12 protein-coding genes and 2 pseudogenes are annotated in these 15045 nt (G+C 70.6%); 5 read left to right on the forward strand and 9 right to left on the reverse strand.

Annotation, left to right across the window (positions count from 1 at the left end):
- The first annotated feature begins 15 nt into the window (after positions 1-15).
- Entirely contained in the window at positions 16-1419 is a 1404-nt protein-coding gene (locus BMZ82_RS04170; RefSeq protein ID WP_093771728.1) for an NtaA/DmoA family FMN-dependent monooxygenase, read from the forward strand.
- A 70-nt stretch (positions 1420-1489) separates the two neighbouring features.
- Here the strand turns inward: BMZ82_RS04170 and BMZ82_RS04175 are convergent.
- From BMZ82_RS04175 to BMZ82_RS04190, 4 genes and pseudogenes are all read right to left on the reverse strand, one after another.
- Positions 1490-3016, reverse strand: a pseudogene (locus BMZ82_RS04175) (carboxylesterase/lipase family protein).
- Complete coding sequence (locus BMZ82_RS41550) at positions 3006-3917, reverse strand: glycoside hydrolase family 3 C-terminal domain-containing protein (RefSeq protein WP_256251747.1); 912 nt, start codon at positions 3915-3917, stop codon at positions 3006-3008. The pseudogene BMZ82_RS04175 and the gene BMZ82_RS41550 overlap by 11 nt, the downstream one beginning before the upstream one ends.
- Positions 3918-4217: 300 nt before the next feature.
- Positions 4218-4610: a hypothetical protein gene (locus tag BMZ82_RS41555; protein ID WP_256251748.1), complete on the reverse strand. Its 393-nt coding sequence runs from the start codon at positions 4608-4610 to the stop codon at positions 4218-4220.
- A gap of 125 nt (positions 4611-4735) precedes the next feature.
- Entirely contained in the window at positions 4736-6394 is a 1659-nt protein-coding gene (locus tag BMZ82_RS04190; RefSeq protein WP_177244372.1) for a CocE/NonD family hydrolase, read from the reverse strand.
- 326 nt (positions 6395-6720) lie between these two features.
- Here BMZ82_RS04190 and BMZ82_RS04195 point away from each other — a divergent pair, with 326 nt between their 5' ends.
- From BMZ82_RS04195 to BMZ82_RS04210, 4 genes are all read left to right on the forward strand, one after another.
- Complete coding sequence (locus BMZ82_RS04195; protein WP_218159006.1) at positions 6721-7542, forward strand: ABC transporter permease; 822 nt, start codon at positions 6721-6723, stop codon at positions 7540-7542.
- An 8-nt stretch (positions 7543-7550) separates the two neighbouring features.
- Positions 7551-8360 carry an ABC transporter ATP-binding protein gene (locus BMZ82_RS04200; protein WP_052067543.1) on the forward strand — a complete coding sequence of 270 codons (810 nt, stop codon included), beginning with the start codon at positions 7551-7553 and terminating at the stop codon, positions 8358-8360.
- Between the two features lie 40 nt (positions 8361-8400).
- The gene (locus tag BMZ82_RS04205) at positions 8401-9456 is read left to right on the forward strand and encodes an isopenicillin N synthase family dioxygenase (RefSeq protein ID WP_093771738.1); all 1056 of its coding nucleotides are present in this window, start codon (positions 8401-8403) and stop codon (positions 9454-9456) included.
- Between the two features lie 118 nt (positions 9457-9574).
- Positions 9575-10684 carry an amidohydrolase family protein gene (locus BMZ82_RS04210; protein ID WP_037750359.1) on the forward strand — a complete coding sequence of 370 codons (1110 nt, stop codon included), beginning with the start codon at positions 9575-9577 and terminating at the stop codon, positions 10682-10684.
- Between the two features lie 53 nt (positions 10685-10737).
- On the opposite strand, the gene BMZ82_RS04215 is transcribed toward BMZ82_RS04210, so the two are convergent.
- From BMZ82_RS04215 to BMZ82_RS04235, 5 genes and pseudogenes are all read right to left on the reverse strand, one after another.
- A complete protein-coding gene (locus BMZ82_RS04215) occupies positions 10738-11676 on the reverse strand; it encodes an HpcH/HpaI aldolase/citrate lyase family protein (RefSeq protein WP_093771740.1) in 939 nt (312 codons plus the stop codon).
- The gene (locus tag BMZ82_RS04220) at positions 11676-12377 is read right to left on the reverse strand and encodes a CoA transferase (protein ID WP_093771742.1); all 702 of its coding nucleotides are present in this window, start codon (positions 12375-12377) and stop codon (positions 11676-11678) included. The genes BMZ82_RS04215 and BMZ82_RS04220 overlap by 1 nt, the downstream gene beginning before the upstream one ends.
- Complete coding sequence (locus tag BMZ82_RS04225) at positions 12332-12562, reverse strand: CoA transferase (protein WP_093771744.1); 231 nt, start codon at positions 12560-12562, stop codon at positions 12332-12334. Before BMZ82_RS04225 ends, BMZ82_RS04220 begins: the two co-directional genes overlap by 46 nt.
- A gap of 1 nt (position 12563) precedes the next feature.
- Positions 12564-14011: pseudogene (locus BMZ82_RS04230) on the reverse strand (aldehyde dehydrogenase).
- 7 nt (positions 14012-14018) lie between these two features.
- Positions 14019-14978 (reverse strand): TIGR03621 family F420-dependent LLM class oxidoreductase, encoded by a 960-nt coding sequence (locus tag BMZ82_RS04235; RefSeq protein WP_037750364.1) that lies wholly within the window; start codon positions 14976-14978, stop codon positions 14019-14021.
- Between the last annotated feature and the right edge of the window lie 67 nt (positions 14979-15045).

The following is a 15045-nucleotide window of genomic DNA, read 5'->3' on the forward strand; positions in this document are numbered from 1 at the left end:
TTGGAGGCAGCAGACATGAGTACCGAGCGAAAGCCACTCACTTTCGGAGTCATCCAGGGCCTGAGCATGTCGGGCCTGGTCACCGGCATCTGGGCGCACCCGGACAACACGTCGGGGGAGTTCCTCACGCTGGACTACTGGACGAAGATGGGCCGCAAACTGGAGGAGGGAGGCATCGACTTCCTGTTCCTGGCCGACCAGTTCGCCTATCCGCTGAAGAACGGCACGATGGCGGCGCGCGCGGTCGAGGACGCGGTCGCCTTCCCCATGGGTGACCCGCTGGTCGCCCTGTCCGCCATCGCGGCGGCAACCTCCCGGCTCGGACTGGTGGCGACGATGTCCACCATGACGGAGTCGCCCGCCCATATCGCCCGCCGGCTTTCGACGCTCGACTCCCTGAGCGGAGGGCGCATCGGATGGAACATCGTGACGGGTGCCAACCAGGAGTCCACCACGCGCCTGTTCGGCACCGCCATACGGCCGCATGCCGAGCGCTATGCGATCGCGGACGACTTCCTGGAGCTGACCCTCAAGCTGTGGGAGGGCTCCTGGGAGGACGACGCCGTCGTCTACGACAAGGCCAACCGGATCTACGCCGATCCCGCCAAGGTGCACGAGATCAAGCACGAGGGCCCCTACTTCAGGTGCGAGGGCGCGCTCCCGGTGCCGCCGTCCCGGCAGCGCACACCGCTGCTCTTCCAGGCGGGCACGTCGAGCGCCGGCCGACGGTTCGCGGCCAAGTACGCCGAAGCCGTGTTCATCCCGGGAAGCCACCCGGAGAAGGCGGTCGCCGACATCGCGGCCATTCGTACCCTGGCGCAGGAGGAGTTCGGGCGCGACGCCGATGCGATCAAGTTCGTCTGCGGCGCGCTGTTCATCACCGGAGACACCACGGAGGAAGCCGTACGACGGCGTACGGAGATGGCCGGCTACTCGACGCTGGAGTCGGCCAAGCTGGAGTGGGCCTATCACACGGGCGTGGAACTGTCCGACGCGGACATGGACAAGCCCATCCCCGGCAGTCGGCAGACGACGCAGGACAGTTCCAAGTCACTGGTCGAGAAGTACGCGAGCGGCAGAGGCGCCGAGCGGCAGCCGCAGACGATCGGCGAGATGCTGGAACACCTGAGGGTCCACGGGACGACCGGGCTGGGGTTCGTCGGCACGCCCAAGCAGATCGCCGACGAGGTCGAGGAGTTCGTGGACCGCACGGGCGTCGACGGCTTCCTCATCGAGCCCTTCACCACACCCGGCACCTACGACGACTTCGTCGACCGGATCATGCCCATCCTGCGGGAACGAGGCCTCGCGAAGACGGGGTACGAGAACGCTACGCTCCGCGAGCACCTGTTCGGGGCGGGCCGGGTGACCCTTCCGGAGAACCATGTGGGCGCGTCGTTCCGGCCCGGGGCGAAGTGAGCAGGTGAGATGACGGGAACGGTGTCCGGCCTGGAGCAGGCCGGGCACCGTTCCCGCCGCCGGTTCCCCGTCACCCAGCCGATTCGGGGACGGTCGCAGGACGCGCCGCGAGGTGCCAGGCATCGGCGGTGGCGGCGGGCGGTTCGGTGACGGGGCCGGGGGCACCGAACACCTGGACGTCGGCGGTGCCGGGTGTGTGCGGGGCCCAGCCCGGGTCACCGGTGCGGGCGAAGCCGCTCCAGGCTGTCATCATCCGTCGGCCGAGTGCCGCGGAGCCGGGCCACTGTCGGTACAGCGGAGCCAGCGGGTTGTCGTCGCTGTCGTGGTTGCCGAACACAAGGGCCGTCTCCATGCCGTGTGACGGTCCGAGGTCCGGCAGGTCAGCGGCGAAGAGGTAGCGGTGCGCGGTGCCGCCGGCGCGGATGTGGGCCTCGGCCATGCGGGCGGCCGGGACGCGGTAGAGGTGGTCGCCGAGGAAGCGCAGGCGCAGCCGCGCGGTGGTGGCGTCGGGCTCGGCGGCCCGGTAGGCGTTCAGCAGGCCTCGGGCCGCCGCTTCGCCCACCGCGCCGGCGATCTCGTCATGCAGCGCGACGGTGGTGGGCGGTGTGGCGCCGGGCTGCTCGAACGCCTCGGTCGCCAGCATCTCGTCGCGGTTCGCGCCGATGAGCAGTGGTACGCCGGCGGTGTCGCCGGCTTCGGCGGCCTGCACCGGCGTGCGCGGCAGAACGGCGCCGTCCAGGACCGGTCCCCAGGAACGTCCGCCGGGCAGGGCTCGCGCCCCCATGTCGGCGGGGACGATCTTCGTCTGGGTGGCCCGGATGTCCTCGACCGGCAGGTCGAGGAGCTGCTCGGGGCGGCGGGCGCCGACGGTGTCTAGCAGGTCCGCGGCCAGTCGGCGTGCCGTGGCGGGAGCGTAGATCCGTGCGACCGGCGGGCTCATCAGCATCGCCCGCCGGAACAGACCTCGGGCGGAGGGTATGGCCAGCAGGCAGCCTACGGAGCTCGCCCCCGCCGAGCCCCCGAAGACGGAGACGTCGTCCGGGTCGTCGCCGAACCGCGCGATGTTGCGGCGCACCCAGTGCAGGGCGGCGACCTGGTCCTGAAGTCCCAGATTGACCGACCCGGACCAGCTCTCGCCGCCGATGCCGGTCAGGTCCAGGAAGCCCAGGGCGCCGACCCGGTAGTTGAAGCCGACCACGACGACGTCGCCGCCCCGCATCAGTCATTGCCCGTCGGTGCCCGGCGGCACGGCGCTTCCGGACTCGAAGGCGCCGCCGTGGATCCACACCATCACCGGCCTGCGGCCGTGCACGTCCGGGGTCCATACGTTCACGTGCAGGCAGTCCTCGTCGTATACGGCGTCCGGGGGCGACCACGCGTCGGGGTTCTGGGCGGGCGATGCGCGGAAGGCTGTAGCGTCTCGCACTCCCTGCCACGGCCGGGGAGGTCGCGGCGGACGCAGCCGCAGCCGCCCGACCGATGGCTCGGCGAACGGGATTCCCGCGAACACTGATCGACCGTTGTCCAGCGCCCGCCCGGCCAGTTCCCCTTCTTCGACGGTTACGGAAACGGTGTCCGACAACTGCTCACTCCTCATCGGCCGCGACGGTGATCTTGGTGCTCACCGGACAGTCGGTGACGCTGCGCCCGGCCTCGACTGCGTAGGTGCCCGGGACGGTGGTCCAGGCGGAGGCGTCCTCGTCCCAGATCTGGAAGGCGCGGGCCGGAAGGTCGATGGCGACCTCGGCCGCCTCACCGGGGGCTGCCTGTACGGAGGCGAAGCCCGCGAGCCAGCGGGCGGGGCGCTCCACGGTGTCGGCGACCGGGGCGAGGTAGAGCTGGACGACCTCACGGCCGGGCCGGGAGCCGGTGTTGCGGACGCGGACGGTCGCTGTGCGGCCGTCTTCGGCCTCCGCCTCGTGCGACCACTGAGTGTGGCCGAGACCATGGCCGAACCAGTAGGCGGGGGGCCGGGGCGCCGGGACACTGCCAGGCACGGTAGCCGATGAAGAGGACCTCGGTGTAGGGGAGGGTGCCGTCCGCGGCGGGGACCACCTGGGTGACGGGGGCGTCGACGAGACGGACGGCCAGGTGGTGGGGAGCCGGCCGCCGGGTTCCTCGGCGCCGAGCAGGACGTCGGCGAGGGCGGCGCCGGCCTGCTTGCCGGGGAACCAACTGAGGAGGATCGCGGCGACGTCGTCGCGCCAGGGGAGTTCGACCGGCGAGCCGGAGTTGACGACGGTGCGGGGATTGGCGGCGCCGACCCGGGCGACGAGTTCGTCCTGGCGGCCGGGGAGCCGGAGGGAGGTGCGGTCGAAGCCCTCGCTCTCGGCGCGCTCGGTCGTCGCGACCACCACGACGGCGACTTCGGACGCGGCGGCGACGGCTTCCTCGACCAGTTCGTCGGCGTCACGTTGCGGCTCGCCGTGCACCAGCGAGAAGTCGATGATCTGGATCACGGCGTCATCGTTGTCCGGCAGGATGTGGGTGAGGCTCACCGCGACCGGCTGTCCTGCCGTCAGCTCGACGGTGCCGTGGCTCGTCGGGGAGCCGAAGAACGCTTCGAGGGGGGTCCTCCGCGTCGCAGACCTGCACTCCGTCGAAGAGAACCTCGCCGTTGACGACCAGGGTGAAGGCGGCGAATCCACTGGTACCCGAAGGTGTGGGCGCCGCTCTCACCCGGTGTGAAGGTGCCGACCGCCTCGACGCTGTGGACCGTCTCGAACGACACGCCCTCGGGCAGGTCGATGCCGGACTACCACACCTTGCCGTTGCGCAGCGCGCCGGTGCCGAGTACGTCACCCTCGGCGTCGCGCACGACGGCCCGCAGACCGTCGAGGGGTGGGACGACGCTTTCCGGGAGTGCCTGCGCGGATCCGCCGCCGAGTACCCGGGCCTCCCGCGCCTCCTTGCCGATGAGGGCGACGCCGCGCAGTACGGAGGGCGAGCTCCGGGTCCCAGGTGGCGGCGAGCGCGGTGGGGCTGGGCAGCGCGATCGACGGTTCGGCGGCCGTCCAGCGCACACCGCGCACCCCGATCGGGCCGTCCGACATCACCAGGGAGCCCAGCCCGATCTCGGGCAGCGCGGGCAGCGTCCACATGTCCTGGTCGGCCAGGAGCCGTGCCTCGGCGTTCAGGCCGAGGTTGCCGAGAGCCGACTCGACGGCGTTCGTGAGCTCTGCGTCGGGCATGGGATGCGTGCTCCCCTATGAGATCGTACGGGTGGTTCGGCGGGTGCTCTTGATGCGCGTCGCCGACAGGGCGCCGACGAAGAGGACGGCCGGCTCGACGGGCCCTCTGCAGGAGCCCGGCCGCGTCAGGCCGACGGCGGGATCACCGGGAGTTCGATCCAACTGTCGCCCGCACCGAGCAGGACGTCGCTGATGAACGAGCCGTCCGGCTGGCTCAGGCCCCAGCGCGGGAAGTTGCTGTGGGCCAGGTGCACGCGCAGTCGGTGGCCGGCCGCGAGCTCGATGCTGGTCGACCACAGGTCGACGGTCACGGTCCGTTCGCCCGACGTGTCGGCCCGGCCGTCGGTGGACTCCACCCGGGTCACCCCGTCGACCAGGTTGATCGACCTGCCGTCCGGCCGGACGGCGCACACGCGCACCACCCAGTCCGAGACCGCCGCCCCCGGCCGTACCCGGAGATGGGCGCGGACCCGGCCGGTGATCTCCAGCGGCTCGTCCAACGGATCGGTGGTGAACACGAGCACGTCGTCCCGACGCTCGACGTCGCGCTGGTTCCAGGCACCCCAGGGAAAACTGTCGTGCATCGCCAGGCCGCCGCCCACCGTCGGCACCGGCTCGGACGCCTCGAACGTGAGCGTCGCGACCGCGGGCGATCCGCTGTCCGCGTCTTCATCGGCCGAGGATTCTCCGTGGGGGCTGCGCAGGACGGCGCGCTCAGCGGACCCCAGCTCCAGCCGGGTGGTCGCCGCTCGGGCGAGCGGCCAGCTCTCCTCGTCCCGCCACTCGTTGCGCCCCATGACGAACAGCCGTACCGGCGCCCGGTCGAGGGGACGGTCGGCGAGGACCGCGTCGAAGAACTCGAAGTGCTCCGCCGCGATGGACGAGGTGAGGCCCATGGACTGTCCGCCGGCGGCGAGTCCGAAGTTCATCTCTCCCACCTGCGGGGTGAAATCCGGGCTGTGCGTCCACGGTCCGACGATGAGATGGCTGGCGACGCCCAGTTCACGCTGGCGCGCGAAGTTGTCGAGAGTCCCCTGCAGGAAGATGTCGTACCAGCCGCCGATGTGCAGGGCAGGAGTACGGATCTCGTCCAGGTAGGAGTCGACGTCGAGCTCCGCCACCGTCTTGGGGTCGGCATCCGCTCGGCGCAGACCGATGTCGGGTACGTCCAGCTCCTCCAGCCATGGAATGCGTCCCGCCGGATAGCTCGGGTACTCGCCCCGGCCCAGCCCGTCGTAACGGTGCGCCGCCTCCATCGCCTCGGCGGCCTTGCCGCGGCGCAGCAGCTCGGTCATTCCTGTCATGAGCGACCAGACCACGTTCAGTCCGTGCTCCGGGGCACCGCCGCGGCGCAGGATACCGTCCAGTGGATTCGACCAGGTCATGCCCGGCGCGATGGCACGCAGCTCAGGGACACCCGATGCGGCTGCCCGCCACTGGGTGTTGCCGAGGTAGCTGGCGCCGCACATGACGACCCGGCCGTCGCAGAAGTCCTGCGCGGCCACCCAGGCGACGGTGTCGAAGCCGTCCTCGGTCTCGTGTTTCCAGGGCAGCCATTCGCCCTCGGAGGTGCCGCGGCCCCGTACGTCCTGGATGACCACGACGTACCCGCGACTCGCGGCGAACCGCGGATCGAGGTACAGGGGCTGGTAGGGGGATGCCTTGTCGTACGGCGTCCTGACCAGCAGCGCAGGGCGTCGGTCGGCGTCGTCGGGACGGTGGATGTCGGCGCGCAGCACGACTCCGTCCCGGGTGGTCATCGGAACGTCGGTCTCGAGTGTCATCCGCATCTCGGTACAATTACACGTACTTTCGTACCCTGTCACGTACTCGTTCCGGGTGGGGCGGGTCATGCGCCTTCGGTGGGCCGACGTGTCCAGAGCCTTACAAGCTCGAAACGCGAGACTCTCGCCAAGATGGCCAATGGTGGTGTTTTATGTCATCACTCCGCGCTGGCGAACAAAAACGCAAGCACTCTCGGATCCCGGGACGTGACGCGCAAGCCAACCGCACCAGCGCCGGCATGGCCCCCTTTGAGTAAGGACATCCTGCGATGACGGAGATCCAGGCAAGCGCACGTAACGGGCCGGCTGTTCAGCAGCCGCCGGCCGTGAGCGTCAGTTCTGCCCGTAAGGCGAAGCGGGCGCGCCGGGAGTGGGGAGACTCACCGCTCTTCCGCACGATCACGCCGACCCTGGCCGTGGTGTTGGCGGTGGTGGCCTGGCAAGTCGCCACGAAGGTCGGGAACTTCGCCCCCACGGTCCTGCCCTCCCCGACTCGCGTCGCCGAGGCCGCCTGGACCGATCGCGAAGCGCTCTGGCAGAACACGATCCCGACCCTCCAGGTGACGATCGTCGGGCTGGTCGTCTCGGTCGTCGTATCGGCGGTTCTGGCGACGCTCCTGAGTTTCGTTCCCCTGCTGCGCAACGCGACGCTGCCGCTGCTGATCGTCGCGCAGTCCATCCCGGTCATCGTGCTGGCCCCGCTGTTCGTCATCTGGTTCGGGTTCGGACTGGGGCCGAAGATCGGGCTCATCGTGATCACCACGGCGCTGCCCATGACGATCTCCCTCCTCCAGGGATTCCTGTCGGCCGACCCCGACGCGGCGACCCTGATGAAGTCGCTCGGAGCGGGCCGCGTCAAGGTGTTCCTGCGCCTTCGGGTCCCCTCCTCACTGCCCTTCTTCTTCACCGGTCTGCGGGTCGTCGCCAGTTTCGCCGTCCTGGCGGCCATCTTCGCCGAGACGGTCGGCGCGGTGAACGGGCTCGGTATCTACATGGCGACGGAGAAGAACATGCTCCGGACGGATCTGGTGCTGGCCGCGGCAGTCATCAGCATCGTCGTCAGCCTCCTGCTGTTCGCGCTCACCTACCTGCTCGAAACTCTCGCGATGCCGTGGGAACGCCGTCGGAAGGCGATGAGGTCCGAATGACGAACACCATGACAACCAGCAAGGCCACCCACTCCGTGACTGGCCCCCTGCTCTCGGTCCAGAACGTGACCAAGACCTTCCCCGGCCCGCGCAAGACCCGCAACCCCGTGATCAACGACGTCTCCCTGGACCTCGCGCCCGGTGAGTTCGTGTCGGTCATCGGCCCCAGCGGCTGCGGCAAGTCCACCCTGTTCCAGATACTCGCCGGGCTCCTGCGCCCGGACGAGGGGTCCGTCACCTACCACGGCGACGCGACCCGAGGCCCGTACTCGGCGTACATGCCGCAGAAGGACCTGCTGCTGCCCTGGCTCACCGCCCAGGACAACGCCGCGCTCGGCCTGACGCTCGGCGGGATGTCGAAGGCCGACGCCCGCAAGAAGGTGGCTGACCTGCTGGGCACGTTCCGGCTCGACGGGTACGCCGACGCCTACCCGTTCGAGCTGTCGGGCGGTATGCGGCAACGCGTCGCCCTGCTGCGCACCATGGTCCTGCAACGGCCGATCCTGCTGCTCGACGAGCCCTTCGGCGCACTCGACTACCTCACCCGCACGGAACTGCAGATCTGGCTCTCCCAGATCTGCGCCGAACTCGGCCAGTCGACCATCCTCATCACCCATGACGTCCCCGAGGCGCTCATGCTGTCCGACCGCGTCTACGTCCTGTCCAACCGGCCGGCCGAGGTGCGCATGGTGCTCGAACAGCCCGAACCGCGCCCGCGCACCCTGGACTTCATGGAGACCGAGGCCTTCACCCACAACGAACGCACGCTGCTCGCCGAACTCACCCAGAGCGCGGCGCGACCGGCGGGTGTCAGCTGATCACCGACCCGACAGTCCACTCGACAGCCCAGGGGGCACCATGTCATCCGCGTTGTCCGAATTCCGTGTTCCGGCCATCGACATCGGCCCGTACGTGCGTGACGGGTCCGCTGCCGACAGGGCAGTGGTCGCGCGCCGACTCGACCAAGCCTGCCGCACCGTGGGTTTCATTCAGGTCGTCGGCCACGGCATCGCGGACGAGGTCCTCGACGGACTCGGCGACGCGATCGACGGGTTCTTCGCGCTTCCCCTGGAGTCGAAGAAGCAGTGGGTCCGCCCGGCGGGCGAGAACCGCGGCTACAGCCCGCCCAAGAGCGAGTCGCTGAGCTACAGCGTCGGCCTCGACCCAGTGACCCGTATGAACGACTTCTTCGAGGCGTTCAACGTCGGGACCTCCGCCGCCGAGTACCCGGGCGCCGCGGTGTCCGAAGCGGACTACCCGCCCTCGGTGTGGCCCACCGAACCGTCCTCGTTCAAGAGGCAGGTCGAGGCCTACTACGCCGAGGCCCGGCGCGTCGCCCGCACCCTCACCGAGGTCGTCGCGGACGCCCTCGGGGTCGAGCGGTCCTGCGTCGGGGGTCTCACCGACCACTCGATCGACGTGCTCCGCATGAACAACTACGCCTTGCCGCCGGGTGAGATCGAGCTGGGCGCCGAACTCACCGGTATGAGCGAGCACACCGACTTCGGTCTGCTGACCGTTCTGTGGGCCGACCAGGTCGAAGGCCTTCAGGTGCTCGGCAGCGACAACGCGTGGCACGACGTCCAGCCCGCGGACGGCGCACTCCTGGTCAACCTCGGTGACGTGGCGGCCCGGCTCACGAACGACGTGTGGATGTCCACGCTGCACCGGGTCACTCCGCCCGTGGTGAACGGAACCGTCAAGCGCCGCAGGTCGGCCGCGTTCTTCCACGACGGGAACGCGGACGCCGTCGTCGCGCCCCTGCCCTCCTTCGTCGCCGAGGGGGAGGAGCCGTTCTACGAACCGATCACGGTCAAGGACCACATCCTCGCGAAGCTGAAGGGCTCCCGCGCGGGCCGTAAGAACCCCCACGCCCCGCGCGAGGCCGCCAGGGTGACCGCCGCCGCCGGCTGACGGGGCGTACGCCGTTGACCACACCGGTCCCACCGGCCGGCGATGAGCCCTGTGCCCGCCGGCGGGACCGGTACCCCTGCGCGGTCGGCGGGCGCACTTCGACCCAGGAGGTACGACCATGCCCTCATCCAGCGACCCGAACGCCACCGACGAGTTCCCGCCGATGGCACGGGAGGAGGAGCGGGTGGTGCTGGCCCGGCGGCTCCCCAAGGCGGAGCTCCACATGCACCAGGTGGGCTCGCTCGCACCGTCCGAGCTGGCCCGGCTGCACCGGCGGACCACCGGGGCCGGCCTGGCCCGGGCCGAGGCGGACTCCGCCTACGACCTGCGCAGCCTCGGGAAGTTCTTCGACGACCTGGACCGGGCAGTCCGGCTCTGGGGCGACGAGGCGCTGGTCACCGAGGGCGTGCTGCGGATGATCGCCGGCGCCTACGACCGAGGCGTCCGCCACCTGGAGCTGCTGTGCACCCCGGATCTGCACCGGGACGAGATCGGCATGGAGCCCGAGGTGCTGCTGCGGGCGGTCGGCGAGGCGTTCCGCGTCGCCGGGGACGAACTCGGACTCACCGGCGGCATCATCATCGAACTGCACCGCTTCGGCGGCCCGCAGGCCGCCCTCGATCTGGTCGAACAGACTGCCGCGCTGCGCGAGAAGGGCGTCCCGATCCTCGGCTACGGCAACGACGGCGACCATCACACCGTCCCGTTCGAGGCCCTGGCGCCGGCCTATGAGCGGGCCCGGGCCGAGGGCTACCGGCTCACCGGCCACGCCGACATGATCGAGGACATCGCCGCCGCGCTCGACCTCGGCCTCGACCGCATCGACCACGGCTGGATGGGCGTCGACGACCCGGAGATGCTGCGCCGCCTGAGGGCCACCCGTACGCCGATGACCTTCACGCCCACCGCGTACGCGCTCGGCGGACTGGTCTCCCGGACCCGGTATGTCGACGCCTGGCGCGTCCTCGACGACAGCGGCGTACCGATGCTGATCGGCACCGACGACCCGGAGCTGTTCCACACCGACCTCGCCCAGGACTACGCGCTCCTGGCCAACGCGCTGCGATGGTCCAACGAACAGCTGGGCGCCGCCGCGAAACGTGCGCTGGCCCACGCCTGGTTCTTCGACGGCGACGGCGCCGAGGTACGCGCACACTGGTTCGCCGAGATCGACGCACTCGTCGCCGACCCCCGCAGCCCGCGCCGGGAACCACCGACGGAAGACTGACAACGTCCGGTCGGCCCAACTGTCCCACCACACCTGTCAGTTGGAGGAAACCGTCAGCCCGTCCCCGCGGCCTTCGCGAGAACGTTGGCCGCGAGCCGGACGTGGGCCGCGTCGACGAGGCGGCCGTCGTGGCCGACGGCACCCGTGCCGCCGGCTTCGGCGTCGCGGTACAGCGCTGTGATCTCCTCAGCGGCGGCGATCTCCGCCGGGGTGGGAGTGAACACATCGTTGGCAAGGGGAACTTGGCTCGGATGGATGGCCCACTTGCCGTCGAATCCGAGGAGGGCCGCCTGCCTCGCGGACCCTAGGTAACCGTTGGTATCCCGGTACGCCGGGTGTGGGGCGTCGATGGCGGCGATGCCCGCGGCGCGGGCGGCGGCGAGGATCTGGACCCGGGCGTAGTGCCAGAAGCCGCCGGGGTAGGGGCCGACGGGGTCGAAGTTGCCGTCGACGCGGGCGTGCAGTGACACCGAGAGATCGCCCGCGCCGAAGATGATCGCCTCCAGCCGGTCGCTGGCGCGGGCGATCTCGGCGGCGTTGGCCAGCCCCTCGGCCTCCTCGACGAGCACCTCCAGGGCGATGGGCCGGGCGAGGCCGAGCTTCCGCTCCAGCTGGGTCAGCAGTACGTCGACCCACCAGACGTCACGGGCCCGGCGCACCTTGGGGACGATGATCACGTCGAGTGCCTCGCGGGCGCCGGTGACGATCTCGATGATGTCGTCGTGGCACCAGACCGTGTCGAGGCCGTTGATCCGCACGGCGCGCAGCGTCCGCCCCCAGTCCTGGCCGGTCAGTGCGGCCACCGCGATACCGCGCGCCGACTCCTTGACGACCGGGGCGCAGGCGTCCTCCAGGTCGAGGAAGACCAGGTCGGCCCCGGATTGCGGCGCCTTGGCGCACATGCGCTCGCTGCTGGCCGGCGTCGCCAGTTCGGACCGGCGGGCCCGGCCGGCGGGCAGGGGGCGGTCGGGCGTCGGACCGGCGGCGCGCATCAGATCGTCCCCGTCGAGCGCAATGCGTCGAGCTCGTCGGGGCCGAGACCGAGCAGGCCGCCGTAGACGAGGTCGTTGTCCTGGCCGAGGGTGCCACCGAGGTGGTCGACACGGCCCGGGGTCTCGCTCAGCCGGACGACCGGGGCGTGCACCGTCATCCGGCCGAGGTCGGCGTCGTCCACGTCGAGGAACATGCCCCGGGAGCACAGGTGTTCGTCGGCCAGCAGGGCGGGTGCGTCGTAGACCGGCGCCGCGGCGACCTCGGCCGACTCGAAGATCTTCATCGCCTCGTCCAAGGTCTGTCGGCCGATCCAGTCGGCCACTGCTTGGTCGACCTCCGCGGCCCGCTCCTGGCGCCGCACGGGGTCGACGTAGTCCGGGTTCCGTGCCAGGTCCGGCCGCTCGACGGCGCGGAACAGCCGTGCGGCGATGCTGGGCGACGCGCTGGAGACGGCCAGCCACCTGCCGTCGGCGGTGCGGTAGGTGTTGCGCGGGGCGCTGGCCGGCAGCATGTTGCCCAACCGGTCTTTGACCAAGCCGAGTTGGTCGTAGGCCAGTGTGCCTGCTTCGAGCAGCCGGGCCAGGGGCTCGACGAGATTGACGTCCACCAGCTGGCCGCCGGCGCCGTGCACGTCCCGGTGGTAGAGGGCCATCATCACGGCGTAGGTCGCGGCGATCCCAGCGACACCGTCGGCGAGCATGAACGGCGGGAGCGTGGGTCGCCGCCGTCGGGCTGCTCGACCTTGATGACCTCGGCGCCGAACTCGCCGAGCGCGGTGGCCACGGTGGGGCCCGCCGCCAGCGTGGCTGCCTCCACCACACGCAGCCCGTGGAGCGGGCCCGGTCGCTCCGGAGCCGCGGATCCCGCCGGTGTGCCGGACGCCATGTCAGCCCACCTCCGCGACCGAGACGGACTTCGACTCCAGGTAACCGTCCAGGCCCTCGGGCCCCAACTCCCGTCCGATACCACTGGCCTTCATCCCGCCGAAGGGAGCGGCCGGGTCCATGCTGTACGGCTGGTTGACGCCGTAGGAGCCGGTACGCACCCGGCGGGCCACCGCCAGCCCTCGCTCGGTGTCCGCGGTCCAGACCGAACCGGACAACCCGTAGTCGGAGTCGTTCGCGATCCGGACGGCGTCCTCGTCACCGTTGTGGGGGATGACGCTCAGGACGGGTCCGAAGATCTCCTCGCGGGCGATCCGCATGCCGTTGTCGACGTCGGCGAAGAGCGTGGGGCGGACGTACCACCCGGTGTCCAGTCCGTCCGGCTGCCCGGTACCGCCGACCACGAGGCGGGCTCCCTCACGTTGTCCACGATGCAGCCGCGGACGCGGTCCTGTTGCCGACGGCTGACCAGCGGGCCGATTCCGGTGGCGGGGTCGGCGGGGTCGCCGACCTGGAGGCCCTCGACCATGGTGGCCAGTGCGTCGAGGTACTCGTCGTGGCGGGCGGCCGGGACGAGTACACGGGTCTGTGCGACGCAGGTCTGGCCGCTGTTCATCAGGCCCGCCAGTTCGATGCCCTCCGCGACCGCGGCGGGGTCCGCGTCGTCGAGGACGACGGCCGCAGACCTTCCGCCCAGTTCGAGACCGACCCGCTTCAGCGAGGCGCCGCAGGTCGCGGCTATCTCGCGGCCGACGGCCGTCGAGCCGGTGAAGGACACCTTGTCCACGCCCGGGTGCCCGACCAGATGGCGGCCGGCCTCGGCGTCGGCGGGGAGGATGCTCACCACGCCTTCGGGCAGGTCCGCCTCGGCGACGAGTTCGGCGAGCAGCTGCGCGTCGAGCGGGGTCTGGGGTGCCGACTTGACGACGACGGTGCAACCGGCCAGCAGTGCGGGGGCGAGCTTTCCGACGATCAGGAACTGCGGCATGTTCCACGGAACGATCGCGGCGACGACCCCGACCGGTTCCCTGCGGACCAGGATGTCGCCACCGAAGCGGCCGGGACGCCGCTCCTCCCACGCGACCGTGCCGGCGATGTCGGCGTAGGCGTCGAGGAGCAGCGTGGGCAGGGTGGCCTGGGAGAACTTCGAGAAGCTGATGGGGGCGCCCATCTCCGAGGTGATCAACTGCGCCATCTCGCGGCGCCGTTGCCTGTAGAGGCCGGCGAGCCGCCGGACGGCGGCGACGCGCTCCACGGGAGCGAGTCGCGGCCACGGCCCCTCGTCGAACGCGGTCCGCGCCTTCGCCACTGCCCGGTCGACATCCGCCGGGGCGGCCGCGGCGACCGTCGCGATCACCTCCTCGGTGTGCGGGGACACCACGTCGATGACCCGGTCGGTGCTCGGATCCGCCCACCGACCGCCGATGAACAACCGCTTCTGTTCGGTCATGTGACCCTCATTTCCCGGCGAGGCGGGCGGCCACGGGGGCGAACCTCTCCGCCTCGGACTGCTGGACGGTGATGTAGTTCGGTCCGAAGACCTCGCGCCGTTCCTGTAGTCGGTCCACGATCTCGTCGACGGTGCCGATCAGTACGTTCGGGTGGTTCAGCAGTACGGCGGGCGGGGTGTGGAGCGCCTCGGCCAACTTGGCTGCGGCGGCCTCGGGTTCGTCGGTGATCCGGACGAAGAACGGGGAACTCTCGATCTCCAGGTCGCCGAAGCGCTCCCCGGCTGCGTCCTGGACCACACCGAACCGATGCGTGGCTTCCTCCGGCGGAGTCCGGCCGGCGCTGTTCACCTCGTCGAAGGGCACGTTCGCGATGCTCACGATGTCCGCCGCGCGTGCCGCGAAGGAAAGGACGCGTCTGCGTGACCCGCCGATCATGATCGGCGGTCGCGGACGCTGGACCGGGAGCGGCAGGCCCGCGAAGTCCACGGCCGTCGCGAACTCGCCCCGCAGGTCGAGGGGGTCCCCGCTCCAGTGGGCCTTGACGAGCGTCACGACCTCCTCCAGTTGGTCCACCCGCTGCGGGGCCGCGGCGAACGGGAGGCCGAGCGCCGTGAACTCGCGCTCGCTCCAGCCGGCGCCGATCCCGAACTCCAGCCGCCCGTCGGACAGCAGGTCGAGGGTGGCCATCTCCTTCGCGAGGACGGCCGGTACGTGATAGCCGACGCAGAAGACCCGGCAGCCCACCCGGAGTGTCTCCGTGCTCGCGGCCGCCATGGCCATCGCGGTGATCGGCGCGAGGTGCTGGGGCGGCAGCCGGGACTCGCGCGCCGCCCGGCCGGGCCCGAGGTAGTGGTCCGCGACGAACAGTGTGGTGTAGCCGAGGTCCTGCACCGAGCGGGCGAGGTCCCGCCACTCGCGCGCCGAAGTAGCCCTCGTGCCCTGGACGGCGAATCGAAAGAGCTGCATTCTTGTCACGCATGAGACGATAACTGTTCACTACTGAGGGTGCCATGCCTCGGGATGGCGCTCTTCC

The sequence above is a fragment of the Streptomyces sp. yr375 genome (genome assembly GCF_900110755.1).
Taxonomy (GTDB): Bacteria; Actinomycetota; Actinomycetes; order Streptomycetales; family Streptomycetaceae; genus Streptomyces.

What these genes read in the sequence shown, in the direction of transcription:
- BMZ82_RS04210 (WP_037750359.1), top strand. Translation starts at nt 9,575, where the DNA reads ATGCCCTCATCCAGCGACCCGAACGCCACCGACGAGTTCCCGCCGATG.
- BMZ82_RS04205 (WP_093771738.1), top strand. Translation starts at nt 8,401, where the DNA reads ATGTCATCCGCGTTGTCCGAATTCCGTGTTCCGGCCATCGACATCGGC.
- BMZ82_RS04215 (WP_093771740.1), bottom strand. Translation starts at nt 11,676, where the DNA reads ATGCGCGCCGCCGGTCCGACGCCCGACCGCCCCCTGCCCGCCGGCCGG.
- BMZ82_RS04170 (WP_093771728.1), top strand. Translation starts at nt 16, where the DNA reads ATGAGTACCGAGCGAAAGCCACTCACTTTCGGAGTCATCCAGGGCCTG.
- BMZ82_RS04235 (WP_037750364.1), bottom strand. Translation starts at nt 14,978, where the DNA reads ATGCAGCTCTTTCGATTCGCCGTCCAGGGCACGAGGGCTACTTCGGCG.
- BMZ82_RS04220 (WP_093771742.1), bottom strand. Translation starts at nt 12,377, where the DNA reads ATGCTCGCCGACGGTGTCGCTGGGATCGCCGCGACCTACGCCGTGATG.
- BMZ82_RS41555 (WP_256251748.1), bottom strand. Translation starts at nt 4,610, where the DNA reads ATGCCCGACGCAGAGCTCACGAACGCCGTCGAGTCGGCTCTCGGCAAC.
- BMZ82_RS04200 (WP_052067543.1), top strand. Translation starts at nt 7,551, where the DNA reads ATGACAACCAGCAAGGCCACCCACTCCGTGACTGGCCCCCTGCTCTCG.
- BMZ82_RS04190 (WP_177244372.1), bottom strand. Translation starts at nt 6,394, where the DNA reads ATGACACTCGAGACCGACGTTCCGATGACCACCCGGGACGGAGTCGTG.
- BMZ82_RS04225 (WP_093771744.1), bottom strand. Translation starts at nt 12,562, where the DNA reads ATGGCGTCCGGCACACCGGCGGGATCCGCGGCTCCGGAGCGACCGGGC.